Raw genomic sequence first — 15,469 nt, 5'->3', positions numbered from 1 at the left:
GGGCCTCCTCGGCCTCAGTGCGTGGGGGTGTCGGTGGAGGAGCGCAGGAACTCCGCGATCGCGTCCGAGACCCACTGGGGCTCCTCTTCGGGCAGCAGGTGACCGCCGTGGAGGTGCACCAGCTCCGTGGCACCGGGGATGTCACGGGTGAAGTGCTGGCCGTCGATGCCCGCGCTGCGCAGCACGAGCGTGGGCACCGCGATGCGGGGGATCTGCGCGCTGCGGTCGGGCTGGTCCGTGTTGCAGAAGTCGACGAAGGCCGAGCGGTTCCCGGGCCGGTTCATGAGCTGGTGGGCGCGGTCCACCATGGCGTCGTCCACGATCGTGGAGCGCGAGCCGACGTTCGAGCGCAGGTTGCGCTCGATGGCACCGCGCGGCATCACCCGCCGCAGCAGGGGGCGCAGCAGTGGGTTGCGTGTCAGGCGCATGCCTGCCGGTATCTCTTTCTCCGGGTATCCGGTGGCGTTGACCAGCACCAGGCCGGTCAGCCGCTCCGGGTGGTCCAGCGCGAGGTTCCAGGCGATGTTGCCGCCCAGTGAGTTGCCCGCCACCGCGTAGCGCGGCACGCTCAGGGCCTCCAGGAAGTCCGCCACCGTCGCGGCATAGGCGGGGATGCGGTAGTCGCGGTCCGCGCGAGGGCCTGTCAGGCCGAACCCCGGCAGGTCGGGGCGGATGACGTCGAACGACTCCGACAGCAGGTCCGCCGCACGGTCGAAGTGCTGAAGCGACGACGCGCTGCCGTGCAGCAGGACGAGTGCCGGGCCGCCGCCGGCGCGTTTGTAGTGGATCCGCAATCCCCCCACCACGACGAACCGGGAATCGGGCTGCGGCTCAGACCAGGTGCTCATAATGGATACACTGTTGCCGATAAGGTGATCGTGTCAAGTGCGGGTCCTGGGAAGTCGTGGCTTCGCAGCCCGCGACGACGAGCGGGCGCTTCGGGGGTGAGTGGTCGACCGGCAGGTGCGGCGGCATGGGGTCGCCGGGCGGCGGCTGTTCGCCCGCGGTGGATCTGACGACCGCCGAGTGAATGTGGCCTGGTGTCAGCCGGTGAGCCCGGTCAACAGGGGCGTCCGGCCCGCAGCCGACGGGGCGCGTGACCGTTCAGGTCCGAAGGGTCATGTCCGAAGGCGGGCGCCGGGTCCGAGGCGGGCCGTGACGTCGCGCGGGGTGAGGGCCGAGTGCTCCGCGGAGCACTCGACGACGACGCGGACCGGGGCGTCGCAGTCGCTGTGGCGGACGTCCAGTACGGGGCCCTCCGGGCCGAGTGCGTACGTCTCGCCCCACTGGCTCAGCGCCATGAGGACGGGCCACAGGTCCCAGCCCTTGCGAGTGAGGTGGTACTCGTTGCGGGAGCGGCTGCCCGGCTCCTGGTATGGGACGGTCTTCAGGACGCCGGCCGCGATCAGTTTCCGGAGGCGGTCGCTGAGGACGGCTTCCGACAGGCCGATGTGGCGGTGGAAGTCGTCGAAGCGGCGGACTCCGTTGACGGCGTCCCGCAGGATCAGCAGGGTCCACTTCTCTCCGACCACGTCGAGCGTGCGCTGGACGGGGCAGTTCTCCGTGCTCGCCTCAAGCCACTCCATCCCGTCATCGTAGGCATCTGGCTTCGTTATTGGCAGTCAGGTGAGTGGGTGGCTAGCTTCACTTGCAAAAGTCAGACGGGAAGGTGCCCGGTCGTGGGACGCACGCGTACGTACCAGTGGGAAGATCCCGCGATCCTGGCGGAGGCCGCCGGACGCATGGCCGGCATCGACTTCCTGCGCGAGCTGAAGGAGGGGCGACTGCCGGCGCCGCCCATCAATTACTCCATCGACTTCACCCTGGACGAGGTGGAGCCCGGCAGGGCGGTCTTCTCCCTGACGTCGGGGGAGGAGCACTACAACCCGATCGGCAGTGTGCACGGTGGCATCTTCGCCACCCTGCTCGACTCGGCGGCGGGCTGTGCCGTCCAGTCGACCCTTCCGCAGGGCATGGCCTACACCTCGCTCGACCTGACGGTGAAGTTCCTGCGACGGATCACCGTCGATACCGGCACGGTGCGCGCCATCGGCACGGTGATCAGCCAGGGACGCCAAACAGCCCTCGCCCAAGCGCAGTTGGTCGACGGCAGGGACCGACTGCTCGCCCACGCCACCAGTAGCTGCATGCTCTTCCCGGTACCTCCCGCGCGGAAGTGAGCGTCGGCAAGCCCGACGCTCACCCCACATCACCGCCGCCACCCTGTTGGAGTATGTTCGTAATATCATAGAGTGGTGAAGCCGGTGAAGGGCAACCCGGTCCTTCCGGTGAAGGAGTATGTGCTGTGGTGCGGTACGGAAAAGAGCACAAGGCGGAGACGAGGCGCCGGATCATCGAGACGGCGGGCCGTCGTTTCAAGCAGGACGGTATCGACGGCTCCGGGGTCTCGACGCTCATGAAGGACGCGGGGCTGACCAATGGGGCCTTCTACGCTCACTTCGCATCCAAGGACGACCTCGTCGCCACGGCCATCGCCGACCAGCTGAAGGCCCAGGCCGAGAACGTCGTCGCGCGCGCCATGCCTGGCCGTGCCGGAATCGAACAGATCGTGCGGGGATACCTGTCGCCCCAGCACCGCGACGACATCGGCGACGGCTGCCCCAATGCCGCGCTCCTCGACGAGATCGGGCGCTGCGGCGACATGACCAGGCAGGCGTACACCGACGGGGTGCTGATCCTCATCGACGGCATCGCCTCCCGCCTGGCGCCCGAGGATCCGTCCTCCGCGCGCGTGAAGGCGCTCAGCCTCCTCGGCCTGATGGCGGGGACCCTGCAGCTCGCCCGTGCCCTGACCGACCGTCAACTCGCCCACGAACTCCTCGAACAGGGAGTGGTCAACGGCCTCGCCCTGCTGGACGCCGGGCTGGGTATGTAAAAGTAAACCAAACTCGGCTAGCATTGCTCCCATGGATGCGTGGACCAAAGTCCTTCAGGACACCGGCATGAACCCTCGGCTCGACCGGGACACGTCCAACTGCTCGATCGCCCGGACCCTCGAGGTCGTGGGCGAGAAGTGGACGATCCTGATCCTGCGCGAGGTCTGGTACGGCTCGTCCCGCTTCGGTGACTTCGAACGCGTCCTGGGCTGTCCTCGCAACCTCCTCGCGGCGCGGCTCCGGATGCTGGTGGAGGAGGGAATCCTGGCGACCGAGACGTACAAGGAGCCCGGTTCGCGGAGCCGGCCGAAGTATGTGATCACCCCCAAGGGCATGGATCTGGTGCCGGCCGTGATGGGACTGCTGCAGTGGGGTGACCGTTACCGTGCCGATCCCGAAGGGCCGGCGGTACTGGCGCGGCACCATGAGTGTGGCGCGCGGGTCGACGTCGAGATTCGCTGCGAACGAGGCCACCCGGTGCAGGCGGAGGACATCGAGAGCGTCCCCGGCCCGGCCTTCCGTATGAGGTCGCCGGAGTGAGCTGAGCGGCCGGGCCGGGGTCAGGCCCGTCGCCCCAGCGCGCTCCCCGTCACCGCGAGCACCGACAGCAGGACCAGTGCCCCGGCGGGACCCAGTACCGTCCAGGGCGCGAGTTCGACGTACGGCTGGTTCTCGGACAGCAGCCGTCCCCACTCGGGTGTGGGCGGCTGCTCACCCAGGCCGAGGAAGCCCAGGGAGGCCAGCACGAGGACGGTGGTGGGCAGCCGTAGGAGGGCGTTGCGCAGGAGGGCCGGGCCGACGGCGGGCAGGAGGTGCCGGCGCAGCAGGTGCGCCCGGCCCGCGCCCAGGGAGACGGCCGCGGCGATGTGCCCGCTCGCACGCTCCTGTTCGAGCAGCGCGGCGGTCTGGGCGGCGTACGGCGTCCATCCGACCACGCACACCGCGCAGGCGGCACCCCACACCGAGGGTCCGGTGACGCCCGCGATCAGCAGTCCGGCGAGAACGGCCGGCAGGGTCGCCGTCACCTCCGTCAGCCCGGCGCTCGCCCGCGGCACCATCCCGAGCAGCAGCCCGGTCAGGGCGCTGACCGCCGTCACCGCGAAGGCCACGCCCGCCGTGCGCAGCGCCCCGTGCCCCAGCCGGGCCAGCAGATCGCGGCCGAGCGAGTCGGTGCCCAGGGGATGGGCGCCGGACGGCGAGGACAGCCGTGCCGCCGTGTCCACGTGCAGGGGGTCGCGCAGCAGCCCGGCCACCACGAGGGCGAGCAGGACCAGCGCACAGCCTCCGGCGATCCAGCGCAGCGAGCGGGGCGGTACGAGCCGGGGCCGGTGCAGGGTGGGCAGGGCGCCGTCCCGCAGGGGCCGGCCGAGCAGGGCGTGGCGCAGCAGTCGTACGACGACACCCGCGGCCACGCCGAGCAGCACCAGGGCCAGTGTCGTGCTCTGGAGCACCGGGAGGTCCTGGGCGATCGCGGAGTCCAGCGCGAGCCGGCCGAGTCCCGGGATGTTGAAGATCTTCTCCACCGCGACCGCTCCGCCGACCAGCGCCACGACGGTCGGCAGGAACTGCGGCAGTACGCCCGGCAGGGTCCGCCGCAGCGCGTTGCGGGCGAGGTAGGAGGGTGGCAGGCCGCAGGCGTGCGCCGACCGCGCCCACGGTTCGTGGAAGGCGGCCGGCAGGGACTGGTCGAGCATTCCGCCGATCATCGCGCCGGACGGGATGCCGAGCGCGAGTGAGGGCAGCACCATCCACTGCGGGCCTTCCCAGCCGCTGGAGGGGAACCAGCCCCACCACACCCCGCACACCGTCGCCAGGACGGAGGCCAGCAGGAACTTCGGGAGCGAGGCGAGGACGGCGGCACCCGTGCCCGCCCGGTCCCGGGCCAGCCGCCGCCGGGAGCCGAGGACGAGCGTGGGGACGCAGACCAGGGCGGCCACCAGCAGGGTGACCACGAGCGCGCCCAGCATCAGTGTCAGCGACACCGACAGGGCGCTGGTGATCTGCGGCAGGACCGCGTCACCGGACACCCAGGAGACGCCCGCGTCACCGCCCAGCCAGTGCAGAAGATGCGCCAACGGCCCCTGGTCCAGGTCCAGCTGTGCGCGTACGGCGTCCAGTTGCTGCGGTGTCGGATCCTGGTCGGCGGAGCGGGCGCGCAGGACCGTCAGCGCCGGGTCGGTGCCGGACAGCCAGGGCAGCACGCCCACCGCCGTCAGGAGGGCGGCCCCGGCGACCAGGCGACCGAGCGCCGCCTGCCACGGGAAGCGGCGGGCGGCACTGCCGTGAAGGGCCGTCATCCGGGGCTACTTCAGGTGCGTGTCGACGTCGACGAGGGAGCGCTCGCGGGGGTCGAGGAGTACGCCCTCGACATCGGTGGCGATGCCCTGCACGGCCTGCTCGTGCACCAGCGGGAGCACGGCGTCGGTGCGCAGGATCGCTGCCTCGGCCTGCATGATCTTCTTCCGGCGCTCCTGCGTGCCGCCCTCCTCGGCGGCGGCCTTGACGGCCTTGTCCACGGCCGGGTCCTTCAGGCCCGCGATGTTGTAGACGCCGTCGCTCATGAAGTCGCTGGCCAGGTAGGCGACCGCGTCGCCGGTGTCGAGGAGCGTCACCCGGGAGAAGACCAGCGCGTCGTACTTGCCGGCCAGGAGGTCGGCCTCCATCTGCGTGTACTCGCGCACGTCCTGCTTCACCGTGAACCCGGCCTTCTCCAGCTGCTGCTGGAGGACGGTCGCCGCCTCCGGAAGCTCGGCGCGGTTGGTGTAACTGGCCAGGCGCAGGGTCCTGCCCTTGGTCTTCGCCTTCACCTCGGCCGCGGTGGCGGCCTTGGCACGGCCGGTCACCGGCACGCGGTCCTCGGCGGCCCAGGGGACGGCGGGACCGAACAGGCCCTGCGCGGGATCGGCGTAGCCGCCGAAGACGGAGTCGACGAGGGCGGAGCCGTTCACGGACTCACGGGCCGCGGCACGCAGCGCGGGGTCGGTGAAGAGGCCGCCGCCGGTGTTGAGGATCAGGCTGTCGGTGCGGACCGAGGGCACCTCGTGCCGGGTGTCGGCGGCCAGCAGCTTGGCCTGGGCGGTCGGGATCCACTCGGCGATGTCGACGTCGCCGCCGCGCAGCGCGTTGGCCCGGGCGGTGCCGTCGGCGATCCAGGTGACGTCGATGCCGGGCGCCTTGGCCTTGCCGCCCCAGTAGCCGTCGTAGCGGTCGAGAGTGGCCTTGGTCTTCCCGGTCAGCCTGGTGATCCGGAAGGTGCCGGTGCCGGTGCCGACCGGGCTGACGGTGCCGTCCTCGGCGTAGGCCTTCGCGGAGAGGATCGCGAGCGCCGGGCTCGCCAGCCGCAGCGGCAGCACGGGGTCGGCCGCCTTGGTGGTGAGGGTGACGGTGTCGGCGTCGTCGGCCTTCGCGGTCAGCGTGACATCGCTGAGGACGCGCGGCTTGGTCGCGGCGCTGTTGGCGTGGTCGAGGGCGTTGACGACCGACTCGGCGGTGACCGCGGTGCCGTCCTGGAAGGTGGCCTTGCGCAGCTCGAAGGTCCAGGTGGTGGGGTTCTTCTGCGTCCACGATCTGGCCAGGGCCGGGGCGGCGGTGCCTTCCTTGCTCAGCGCGGTCAGACCCTCGGCGACCGAGAGCTTGCTCAGCACGGTGGCGTCGTTGCTGTACGGCGACAGGGCCTGCACCGGCGGCACGGCCAGCGCGACCCGCAGCCTGCCCCCGGTCCCCTCGGCGGTCCCCTCGCCGCCGCCGTCGCTCTGGGCGAAGCAGCCGGTCAGCAAGGGGGTGAGGGCGAGCGCGGCGATCAGGCCGCGGGACGTGGCGCGCATGTCTGTCCTGTCGTACGAGTGAACGAGCGGGCGCCAGCTTATAAGGGGAGCCTTACCGAACTTCACTCGGGTGGGTGAAATCTCAACAAACGGACGGGCCTTACCCGCGGTATCGACCCGGCGAGCCGTGCATGGCAGGGTGAGGCCCATGAGCGAGGCCGACCCGGGGCTGTTCGGGCCCTCCTCCGTGACCTGGCAGATGCACGCCGACCCGATGATGTGGGTGGCCGGCGTCCGCGCCCTCTACCTCCAGGCGCTGCACCCGCGCGCCGTGCGCGGCGTCACGCAGAACTCCGACTTCCGGCACGACGCCTGGGGCCGGCTGCTGCGCACCGCGAACTTCGTCGGCACCACGACCTACGGCACCACCGAGGCCGCCGAGAAGGCGGGCGCCCGCGTGCGGAAGATCCACAGCATGCTCGGGGCGACCGACCCCGACACCGGTGAGCGCTACGGCGTCGACGAACCCGAGCTGCTGCTGTGGGTGCACTGCGCCGAGATCGACTCCTATCTGCACGTCGCCCGCCGCTCCGGCCTGCGCCTCACCGACGCCCAGGCCGACCGGTACATCGGCGAACACCGCGCGAGCGCCCGCCTGGTGGGACTCGATCCCGAGGCCGTGCCGGGCAATCAGGCGGAGATGAACGCCTACTTCGAGAAGGTGCGGCCGGAACTCGCCGTGGGAGAAGAGGCACGCGAGGTGGACGACTTCCTCCTCCGCCCGCCGACGCATCCCCTCCTCGTCCCGGCGCGCGCACTGCTGTGGCGGCGCGTGGCGCATTTGGCGTACGCCGCTCTGCCGCCGTACGCCCACGAGTTGTACGGCAGACGGGCTCCCGAACCAGCGGTCGTCACCCGTCAGTTGCGCGCCACGGGCACCCTGCTGCGCTGCGTTCCCGCACGTCTGCGCTGGCAACTCCCGCCCAAACACATCCTGCGCGCCATGGCCCGCCTCGGCCCGGGCTCCCGCCCGGCACCGTACAAACTCGGACGATAGCTCGCCATACTGGACGAGCCAGGGGTGGCGGCGCGACGAGCCGGGTGTGGCGGGGCGAACGGGGGCGGTCGCAGGAGATGGGGGACAGCAGGCTGATCCAGGGCCGGTACCGGCTGCTCGACCTGATCGGGCGCGGCGGTATGGGCGAGGTGTGGCGGGCGCGCGACGAGTCGCTGGGCCGGCACGTCGCCGTCAAGTGCCTCAAGCCGCTCGGCACGGACCACGACCAGGCCTTCACCCGGGTACTGAGGGAGCGGTTCCGGCGCGAGGCCCGGGTGGCCGCCGCGCTCAGCCACCGCGGGGTGACCGTCGTCCATGACTTCGGCGAGTCCGACGGCGTCCTCTACCTGGTGATGGAGCTCCTGGAGGGCCGCAACCTCAGCCAGCTCCTGGAGGACAACAAGCAGCACCCGCTGCCGGTGGCCGAGGTGATCGAGATCGCCGACCAGGTCGCCGCCGCGCTCGCCTACACCCACCAGCAGGGCATCGTGCACCGCGATCTGAAGCCCGCGAACATCGTGCGGCTCACCGACGGCACCGTGAAGATCTGCGACTTCGGCATCGCCCGCCTCGGCCACGACATCGGCTTCACCTCCCGCCTGACCGGCACCGGCATCGCCATGGGCACCCCGCACTACATGTCCCCGGAGCAGATCGGCGGCTCCGAGGTCGACCACCGCAGCGATCTGTACTCGCTGGGCTGCGTGCTCTACGAGATCGCCACCGGGGCCCCGCCCTTCGACCTCGACGACGCCTGGGCGATCCTCGTCGGCCACCGCGACACCCCGCCGCGCCCGCCCCGCAGCCACCGCTCCGAGCTGCCCGAGTACCTGGAGAAGGTGATCCTCGACCTGCTGGCCAAGCGCCCCGAACAACGCCCTCGCGACGCCCGCGAGTTGGGACGCCGCATCGGACTGGGCCGCACCACGCCGACGTATGTGCCGACCGTGGTGACCCCGCAACCGGAGTTCCGCCCGCCCGAGCCGGTGGCCTCCTCCCGCGAGCCTCGCCTGCCCTCCTGGACGCGGGGCATGACCACCGGCCACAAGGCCGCCGGCGCGGGCCTGAGCACCACACCGCCGGACGCCGGGGCAGGCCTGACCGGGGAGTGGATCGCGCGCCCGGCGGGCGGCCGCCCCGAGGAACCCGCGCCCGAGGGACCGCCCACCCCGTCCCCCGAAGTGGTCACCGCCCTGGCCGGACGGCACAACGCCGGGCTCAGCCTGGGCCGGCTCGGCCGCTGGGCCGAGGCCGGCGAGGTGCACCGCGCGGTCGCCGCCGAACGCGAACACCTCCTGGGACCCGAGCACCCCGACACCCTCGCCAGCCGCTACGAGGTCGCCTTCACCTACAGCCGCACCGGCCGCGCCGCCGACTCCCTGCGCGAGTACAAGCACGTCGCCCGCGCCCGGAGCGTGGCACTCGGCCCGGACCACCCCGACACCCTCGCCGCCCGCCAGGAAATGGCCTACGTCCTGGGCCAGTTGGGCCGCCACTTCGACGCGCACCAGGTGTACACGTCCGTCCTCACCGCACGGGAACACGGCATGGGGCCCGACCACCCCGACACCCTGCGCTGCCGCCACAACCTCGCCTTCAACCTCAGCAGACTCGGCCGCCTGGAGGACTCCTACCGCATGGCCTGCGAGGTGGCCGACGCCCGCGCCCGCGTCCTGGGACCGCACCACCCCGACACCCTGGTCACCCGCTACGAGGTCGCCTACGCCCTCGGCCAGCTGGGCCGCTGGCCCGAAGCCCTCCAGACCTACCGCGAGGTCGCCGAGGCCCGCGCCCAGGCCCTCGGCCCCGACCACCCCGACACCCTCGCCGCCCGCTACGAGGTCGGCATCAGCCTCGGCCGCCTGGGCCGCAGCGCCGAGGCCCTCCAGCTCTACCGCGACCTCATCGACCACCGCACCCGCGTCCACGGCCCCGCCCACCCCGAGACCCTCCGCGCCCGCCACGGCCTCGGCGTCAACCTCGGCCGCCTCGGCCGCTGGGAGGAGGCCCTCGCCGAGTCCCGCGACGTCTGCGCCATCCGCGAACGCGTCCTGGGCCCCGACCACCCCGACACCCTGGTCAGCCGCCGCGAGGTCGCCGTCGGCCTCGGCTGGCTCGGCCGCTGGCCCGACGCCCTCACCGAATACCGCCGCGTCGCCACCGCCCGCGAACGCGTCCTCGGCCCCGCCCACCCCGACACCCTCGCCAGCCGCAACGACGAGGCCCACTGCCTCGAACAACTCGGCCGGGGCGCGGAGGCGGTCGAGCTGTACCGCAGGGTCGCGGTGCTACGACAGCAGCAGGCGTCGGGCGGCCGGTGACACACGCGCCCGACGCTCATCGTCCTCACGCACAACTCCGTTGACAGGCCCTCTTGCCGAGCGCGTCGACGGCGGCCGCACCGCGTCCGGCAACGCTCCGACCGAGCCGGTCCGGGACCATCCGCCGAACGGCGGCATGGACGCTCTCCCCGAACCGGCCCGCCGAGCAGATCCTGCGGTCCGTCGGACTGCGCGGCGCGCGCGGCCACGTCCCCGAGCCCCGAGGCGTCGTACGCACCGACGCCGCCCCCCCTCTGGCCGATGTCGATCATCCCGTGTTACGAAGAACCATGCCTGCACACGAGGGACACCGCAGCTATGACGCCGTCGTCGTCGGCGGTGGGCACAACGGTCTGGTCGCCGCCGCCTATCTGGCCCGGGCCGGACGGTCCGTGCTGGTGCTGGAGCGGCTGGAGAACACCGGCGGGGCGGCGGTCTCCACGCGGCCGTTCGCCGGGGTGGACGCGCGGCTGTCGCGCTACTCCTACCTCGTCAGCCTGCTGCCGAAGAAGATCGTCCGGGACCTCGGCCTCGACTTCCGCGTCCGCACGCGCACGGTCTCCTCGTACACCCCCGTCGAACGCGACGGCCGGCCCACCGGACTCCTGGTCGGCGGGGGCGAGCGGCGCACCCGGGAGGCGTTCGCCCGGCTCACCGGCGGCGAGGGGGAGTACGCGGCCTGGCAGCGCTTCTACGACATGACCGGCCGCGTGGCCCGCGGCGTCTTCCCCACGCTCACCGAACCGCTGCCCACGCGGGACGAACTGCGCCGCCGGATCGACGACGAGGAGGCCTGGCGGACCCTCTTCGAGGAGCCGATCGGCACCGCGATCGAGGAACGCTTCGCCGACGACCTGGTGCGGGGCGTCGTCCTCACCGACGCCCTCATCGGCACCTTCGCCGACGCCCACGACCCCTCCCTGAAGCAGAACCGCTGCTTCCTCTACCACGTCATCGGCGGCGGCACCGGCGCCTGGGACGTGCCCGTCGGAGGCATGGGCGCCCTCACCGACGCGCTGGCCGCGACGGCACGCGCGGCGGGCGCCGTGATCGCCACCGGCCACGAGGCCCTGCGGATCGACACGGACGGCCGCACCGCCGAGGTCACGTACCGCACCGCCGACGGGGAGGCCGTCGCCGTCGCCCGGCACGTCCTGGTCAACGCCTCTCCGCGGGAGCTCGCGGCCCTCACCGGAGACCGGCCGCCGACGCCCGCCGAGGGCGCCCAGCTCAAGGTGAACATGCTCCTCACCCGGCTCCCACGCCTCAAGGACAGCTCCGTCGACCCGCGCGAGGCCTTCGCCGGCACCTTCCACATCGCCGAGGGCTACGAGCAGTTGGCCACCGCCCACGCCCAGGCCGCCGCCGGCGAACTGCCCGCTGCCCCGCCCTCCGAGATCTACTGCCACTCGCTCACCGACCCGACCATCCTCGGCCCGGACCTCGTCGACGCGGGCTACCAGACACTCACGCTGTTCGGCCTGCACACCCCCGCCCGGCTGTTCGAACGGGACAACGACGCCGTACGCGAGGAACTCCTGAAGTCGACCCTCGCGCAACTCGACGCCCACCTCGCCGAACCGCTCGCCGACTGCCTGGCCACCGACGCCGACGGACGGCCCTGCATCGAGGCGAAGTCCCCGCTCGACCTGGAGCGCGACCTGCGGCTGCCCGGCGGCAACATCTTCCACCGCGACCTGGCCTGGCCCCACACCCAGGACGGCACCGGCCGCTGGGGCGTGGAGACCGGGCACGCCAACGTCCTGCTGTGCGGGGCGGGCGCGGTGCGAGGGGGAGGGGTGAGCGGGGTGCCGGGGCACAACGCGGCGATGGCCGTACTGGAGAGCACCGACCCGCGTCCCTCGTCGGCGGGCGACCGCGCGTAGCTGTGTCACGAAGCTGTGGCCACTGTCACAGCCGTGCCACAGGCCACTGTTTCAACTCCGGTGAGTACAACCCCGGTTCGGGTTCCCGGGTCTCCTCTCCCGCAAGGACGGCAGGCCGTGCGTGACCGGCTCGGCATGCTGCCCGATTCACGAGGCTGCGGTTTTGACGCAGCGACACACAGGGGGATTCTCATGCGCTCGACACGCTCGACACGCTCCACGCGCGCCGCCGTCCTGGCGGTGGCCCTGCTGGCCATCACCGGCACCGCCATCTCCGGCACCGCCATCGCCGGCGCTCCGGCCTGGGCGGCGGACACTCCGCGCGCCGCCACCGTGGCCCACGACGACTTCAACGGCGACGGCTTCCCGGACGTCGTGATGGCGGCACCCGCCGGATCGGTGGGCGGCAAGACCGGAGCCGGATTCGTCTCCGTGCTCTACGGCTCGTCCAAGGGCGTCGACACCGCCAAGAGAGTGGTCCTGTCGCAGAGTTCCGCGGGTGTGCCCGGAAGCCCGGAGGCCCACGACGCCTTCGGCGCGGCCGTCACGTCGGCGGACCTCGACGGCGACGGTTACGCCGACCTGGCTGTCGGCGCCCCCGGTGAGGACATCGACGGCGCCGTCGACGCGGGCAGCGTCACCGTCCTGTGGGGTTCGGCCCGTGGGCTGACCGGGACGAGCTCGTGGCTGGAGAACAACACCCTGGGCGCGCCCGTCGCGCGGGAGGCGTACGGAACCGGGCTCGCCGCCGCCGACGTCGACGGCGACGGGCGCCCGGAACTCGCCCACGTCACCGCGGTGGACGCCGTCTACGTTCACGACTTCAGTGAGTCCCGTACGCCGGGGAGCCCCGAGCAGTCCCACGGCGTGCCCACCGAGAACGGCTTCAGGCCCAACGGGCTGACCGGCGCCGACTACGACAAGGACGGCTACGCCGATCTCGTGGTCACCGGCACCGCGCCGAACCTGGAGCTGGTGGAAGGCCACGCGGTGCTGCTGCGCGGCTCCGCGGACGGACTCGCCGTGGACGGCTCGGCCGGTGGCGGTTGGACCGGCGTCTCCGGCGACATCAACAAGGACGGATACCCGGACCTCGTGCTGGGCGCGCCCCGCACCCTGGAACACGGCGAGTGGGACCTGTCCGCGGGAGCCGTCCTCGTGCACTACGGCAGCCCGGACGGCCCGTTCGCCAAGCCCGCGCAGGTCTTCCTGCAGGGGCAGGGCGGCATCCCCGGCAGCTCCGAGGTCGGCGACGACTTCGGCGCCGACCTCAGCCTCGGCGATGTGAACGGCGACGGCTATCTCGACCTCGCGATCGGCTCACCGGGCGAGAGCATCGGTGAACTCCAGGACGCGGGCGCGGTGTGGCTGCTGCGGGGTTCGGCACAGGGCCTGCGGTCGGCCGGCGTGCAGAACTTCAACCAGAACACGGCCGACGTGCCGGGCGCGTCCGAGGAGATGGACCGCTTCGGCGCGCAGGTCCGGCTCGTCGACGCCGACCGCGACGGACACGCCGAGCTCGTCACCACGGCTCCGTACGAGAACGACGCCGCGGGCTTCGCCTGGGTCCTCGACGCGAACAAGTCGGGCCTGACGGCCGCCGGCTCCTGGTCATTCGGTGCCACCGCACTCGGTGTGCAGCAGGACAACCACTACTTCGGATCCGTCGTCGGCAAGTAACCCTCAGCACGCCCGAACACCGTCCCCCGCCGCACGACCGCTCTCAGTCGGGCGGCGGGGCCCGGGGGACCACTCGTGTGGTTGCCCGCGATGAGCGCCGCCGCGACGGTGGGGCCGGGGTCCATCGGATCAGCGGCCTCCGGCGCCTACGCCTGGCTGCCGCCGTCCACGCGCAGCACCGTCCCGGTGACGTAGGAGGCGCGGTCGCTGAGCAGCCAGGCCGCGGCCTGGGCGATCTCCTCCGGGGTGGCGGCGCGGCCCAGGGGGGTCCGGGCGACGAGTTGGTCGACGATGCCGGGGGTGCTGGTCTCCCACGCGTCGATCATCTCGGTCATGGTGGTGCCGGGCGCGATGGCGTTGACGCGGATGCCCTCCGGGCCGTACGTGGCGGCGGCCGACGCGGTCAGGCTGTTCACCGCCCGCTTGGCCGCGCCGTAGACCGGCAGCCAGGGGTTGGCCATCAGGCTGCCGACGCTGGAGTTGTTGACGATCGCGCCGGTGCCGGCGGTGGCCCGGATCGCGGCGATCTCGGCGTTCATGGCCAGCCAGGGGCCCTTGAGGTTGACCGCGAGGACGTGGTCGAAGTCGGACTCGGGCAGCTCGTCCATCGGTCCGGGGCGCTGGATGGTCGCCCCGTTGTTGAAGGCCACGTCGAGCCTGCCGTACAGCTCGACGGCCCGGTCGACGGCGGCTCGGACGCTCTCCGGGTCGGCCAGGTCGCACCGGACGTGGTCGGCGGTGCCGCCCGCCGCGCGGATCTCCTCGGTCACGGCCTTGAGCTGGCTCTCGGTGCGGGCCGCCAGGAGCACACGAGCGCCTTCGCGGGCGAACAGCCGGGCGGCCGCCGCGCCGATGCCGCGTCCGGCGCCCGTGACGAAGGCGACCTTGTCGACGAGCAGAGCGGGGGTGGTTGCGTTGGTCATGCCGTCGAGCCTGCGCCCGGCGCCGGGGCTCATCCAGGCACCGGCGGTACCTGGCTGGGCACACCGGCCCGCCCGCACACTGGAGGTGTGGACCGACGAGAACTGGCCGACTTCCTGCGCAGCAGGCGCGAGCGCATCACCCCCGCCGACATCGGGCTGCCCGCCGGGCCACGCCGTCGCACCCCGGGGCTGCGCCGCGAGGAGGTGGCGCAGCTGGCGTACATCTCCACCGAGTACTACACCCGCCTGGAGCAGGCCCGCGCCCCGCACCCGTCCCGCGAGGTGCTCGCCCAGCTCGCCCGCGCGCTACGGCTGTCGGACGCCGAACGCGATCACCTCCACCACCTCGCCGGCACCCCGCCGGGCCCGCCTCCCGGCCCCTCGCGCGAGGTGCGGCAGAGCATCGTCGACCTGCTGCACCGGCTGCCGCAGGCCGCCGCGTTCGTCATCTCGGCGACCCACGAGGTCATCGCCTGGAACGATCTGGCCGCGGCACTCATGGAGGACTTCTCCGCCCTGTCCCGCCGCGACCGCAACCTCGTCCGGCGCGCCTTCCTCGGACCGCACCCGGAAGGCCGGCGCCTGTACGGCGTGTCGGACGGGGAGGAGTTCGCCCGCTCCTCGGTCCAGCAGCTCCGCGCGGCCTCCGCCCGCTACCCCGACGACCCCGAACTGACCGGCCTGGTGGCCGAACTCCAGGCCGGGAGCGAGGAGTTCGCCGAGCTGTGGGCCGCCCACGACGTCACCGCGCACCCCACGCTCTGCAAGACCTTCGACCACCCCGTGGTCGGCCCCGTCGCGGTCAACTGCGACGTCCTCGACATCGCCGACCGCGACCAGCGGGTCGTGATCTACACCGCCGTCCCGGGTTCGCCGTCCGAGGAGGCGCTGCGGCTGCTGTCGGTCGTGGGCACCCAGCGGCTGGACGTCCCCGGCTGAGT

General features: G+C 72.4%; 13 protein-coding genes. 8 read left to right on the top strand and 5 right to left on the bottom strand.

All coding sequences use genetic code 11. The annotated features are described in order from the left end of the window. Window positions 1-14 precede the first annotated feature (14 nt). Both K4B79_RS41645 and K4B79_RS41640 read right to left on the bottom strand, forming a co-directional pair. Window positions 15-848: an alpha/beta fold hydrolase gene (locus tag K4B79_RS41645; RefSeq protein WP_232032653.1), complete on the bottom strand. Its 834-nt coding sequence runs from the start codon at window positions 846-848 to the stop codon at window positions 15-17. A gap of 270 nt (window positions 849-1,118) precedes the next feature. After that, window positions 1,119-1,586, bottom strand: coding sequence for a winged helix-turn-helix transcriptional regulator (locus K4B79_RS41640; protein ID WP_232032652.1), 468 nt, complete (start codon window positions 1,584-1,586; stop codon window positions 1,119-1,121). Between the two features lie 93 nt (window positions 1,587-1,679). On the opposite strand from K4B79_RS41640, the gene K4B79_RS41635 reads away from it, so the two are divergent. From K4B79_RS41635 to K4B79_RS41625, 3 genes are all read left to right on the top strand, one after another. Continuing rightward, window positions 1,680-2,180 carry a PaaI family thioesterase gene (locus tag K4B79_RS41635; RefSeq protein ID WP_232032651.1) on the top strand — a complete coding sequence of 167 codons (501 nt, stop codon included), beginning with the start codon at window positions 1,680-1,682 and terminating at the stop codon, window positions 2,178-2,180. 125 nt (window positions 2,181-2,305) lie between these two features. Then, window positions 2,306-2,896: a TetR/AcrR family transcriptional regulator gene (locus K4B79_RS41630; protein WP_232032650.1), complete on the top strand. Its 591-nt coding sequence runs from the start codon at window positions 2,306-2,308 to the stop codon at window positions 2,894-2,896. Between the two features lie 67 nt (window positions 2,897-2,963). Continuing rightward, window positions 2,964-3,437, top strand: coding sequence for a winged helix-turn-helix transcriptional regulator (locus K4B79_RS41625; protein ID WP_308280620.1), 474 nt, complete (start codon window positions 2,964-2,966; stop codon window positions 3,435-3,437). A gap of 20 nt (window positions 3,438-3,457) precedes the next feature. Here K4B79_RS41625 and K4B79_RS41620 read toward each other — a convergent pair whose 3' ends face one another. Both K4B79_RS41620 and K4B79_RS41615 read right to left on the bottom strand, forming a co-directional pair. After that, window positions 3,458-5,194: an ABC transporter permease subunit gene (locus K4B79_RS41620; RefSeq protein WP_232032648.1), complete on the bottom strand. Its 1,737-nt coding sequence runs from the start codon at window positions 5,192-5,194 to the stop codon at window positions 3,458-3,460. Window positions 5,195-5,200: 6 nt separating this feature from the next. Beyond that, complete coding sequence (locus K4B79_RS41615; protein WP_232032647.1) at window positions 5,201-6,721, bottom strand: ABC transporter substrate-binding protein; 1,521 nt, start codon at window positions 6,719-6,721, stop codon at window positions 5,201-5,203. 148 nt (window positions 6,722-6,869) lie between these two features. Here K4B79_RS41615 and K4B79_RS41610 point away from each other — a divergent pair, with 148 nt between their 5' ends. The 4 genes from K4B79_RS41610 (at window position 6,870) to K4B79_RS41595 (ending at window position 13,605) form a co-directional block, all read left to right on the top strand. Further along, complete coding sequence (locus K4B79_RS41610; protein WP_232032646.1) at window positions 6,870-7,718, top strand: oxygenase MpaB family protein; 849 nt, start codon at window positions 6,870-6,872, stop codon at window positions 7,716-7,718. Window positions 7,719-7,795: 77 nt separating this feature from the next. Continuing rightward, window positions 7,796-10,039 carry a serine/threonine-protein kinase gene (locus tag K4B79_RS41605; RefSeq protein ID WP_232032645.1) on the top strand — a complete coding sequence of 748 codons (2,244 nt, stop codon included), beginning with the start codon at window positions 7,796-7,798 and terminating at the stop codon, window positions 10,037-10,039. 290 nt (window positions 10,040-10,329) lie between these two features. Next, on the top strand, window positions 10,330-11,925 hold the full coding sequence (locus K4B79_RS41600) for a phytoene desaturase family protein (protein ID WP_232032644.1): 1,596 nt from the start codon (window positions 10,330-10,332) through the stop codon (window positions 11,923-11,925). A 192-nt stretch (window positions 11,926-12,117) separates the two neighbouring features. Continuing rightward, complete coding sequence (locus tag K4B79_RS41595) at window positions 12,118-13,605, top strand: FG-GAP-like repeat-containing protein (RefSeq protein WP_232032643.1); 1,488 nt, start codon at window positions 12,118-12,120, stop codon at window positions 13,603-13,605. Between the two features lie 146 nt (window positions 13,606-13,751). Here K4B79_RS41595 and K4B79_RS41590 read toward each other — a convergent pair whose 3' ends face one another. Continuing rightward, entirely contained in the window at window positions 13,752-14,561 is an 810-nt protein-coding gene (locus K4B79_RS41590) for an SDR family NAD(P)-dependent oxidoreductase (protein ID WP_232032642.1), read from the bottom strand. Window positions 14,562-14,615: 54 nt separating this feature from the next. Here K4B79_RS41590 and K4B79_RS41585 point away from each other — a divergent pair, with 54 nt between their 5' ends. Beyond that, window positions 14,616-15,467 (top strand): helix-turn-helix transcriptional regulator, encoded by an 852-nt coding sequence (locus tag K4B79_RS41585; protein ID WP_232032641.1) that lies wholly within the window; start codon window positions 14,616-14,618, stop codon window positions 15,465-15,467. The last annotated feature ends 2 nt before the right edge of the window (window positions 15,468-15,469 follow it).

This window comes from Streptomyces lincolnensis (assembly GCF_021173675.1).
Taxonomy (GTDB): Bacteria; Actinomycetota; Actinomycetes; order Streptomycetales; family Streptomycetaceae; genus Streptomyces; species Streptomyces lincolnensis_B.
The sequence above is the reverse complement of the archived record's forward strand: the minus strand, read 5'-3'. Positions and strand labels throughout refer to the sequence as shown.

Excerpts from the sequence above, each read along its gene's own strand:
- K4B79_RS41645 (WP_232032653.1), bottom strand. The coding sequence starts at position 848 with ATGAGCACCTGGTCTGAGCCGCAGCCCGATTCCCGGTTCGTCGTGGTG.
- K4B79_RS41640 (WP_232032652.1), bottom strand. The coding sequence starts at position 1,586 with ATGGAGTGGCTTGAGGCGAGCACGGAGAACTGCCCCGTCCAGCGCACG.
- K4B79_RS41625 (WP_308280620.1), top strand. The coding sequence starts at position 2,964 with ATGAACCCTCGGCTCGACCGGGACACGTCCAACTGCTCGATCGCCCGG.
- K4B79_RS41620 (WP_232032648.1), bottom strand. The coding sequence starts at position 5,194 with ATGACGGCCCTTCACGGCAGTGCCGCCCGCCGCTTCCCGTGGCAGGCG.
- K4B79_RS41615 (WP_232032647.1), bottom strand. The coding sequence starts at position 6,721 with ATGCGCGCCACGTCCCGCGGCCTGATCGCCGCGCTCGCCCTCACCCCC.
- K4B79_RS41610 (WP_232032646.1), top strand. The coding sequence starts at position 6,870 with ATGAGCGAGGCCGACCCGGGGCTGTTCGGGCCCTCCTCCGTGACCTGG.
- K4B79_RS41605 (WP_232032645.1), top strand. The coding sequence starts at position 7,796 with ATGGGGGACAGCAGGCTGATCCAGGGCCGGTACCGGCTGCTCGACCTG.
- K4B79_RS41600 (WP_232032644.1), top strand. The coding sequence starts at position 10,330 with ATGCCTGCACACGAGGGACACCGCAGCTATGACGCCGTCGTCGTCGGC.
- K4B79_RS41595 (WP_232032643.1), top strand. The coding sequence starts at position 12,118 with ATGCGCTCGACACGCTCGACACGCTCCACGCGCGCCGCCGTCCTGGCG.
- K4B79_RS41590 (WP_232032642.1), bottom strand. The coding sequence starts at position 14,561 with ATGAGCCCCGGCGCCGGGCGCAGGCTCGACGGCATGACCAACGCAACC.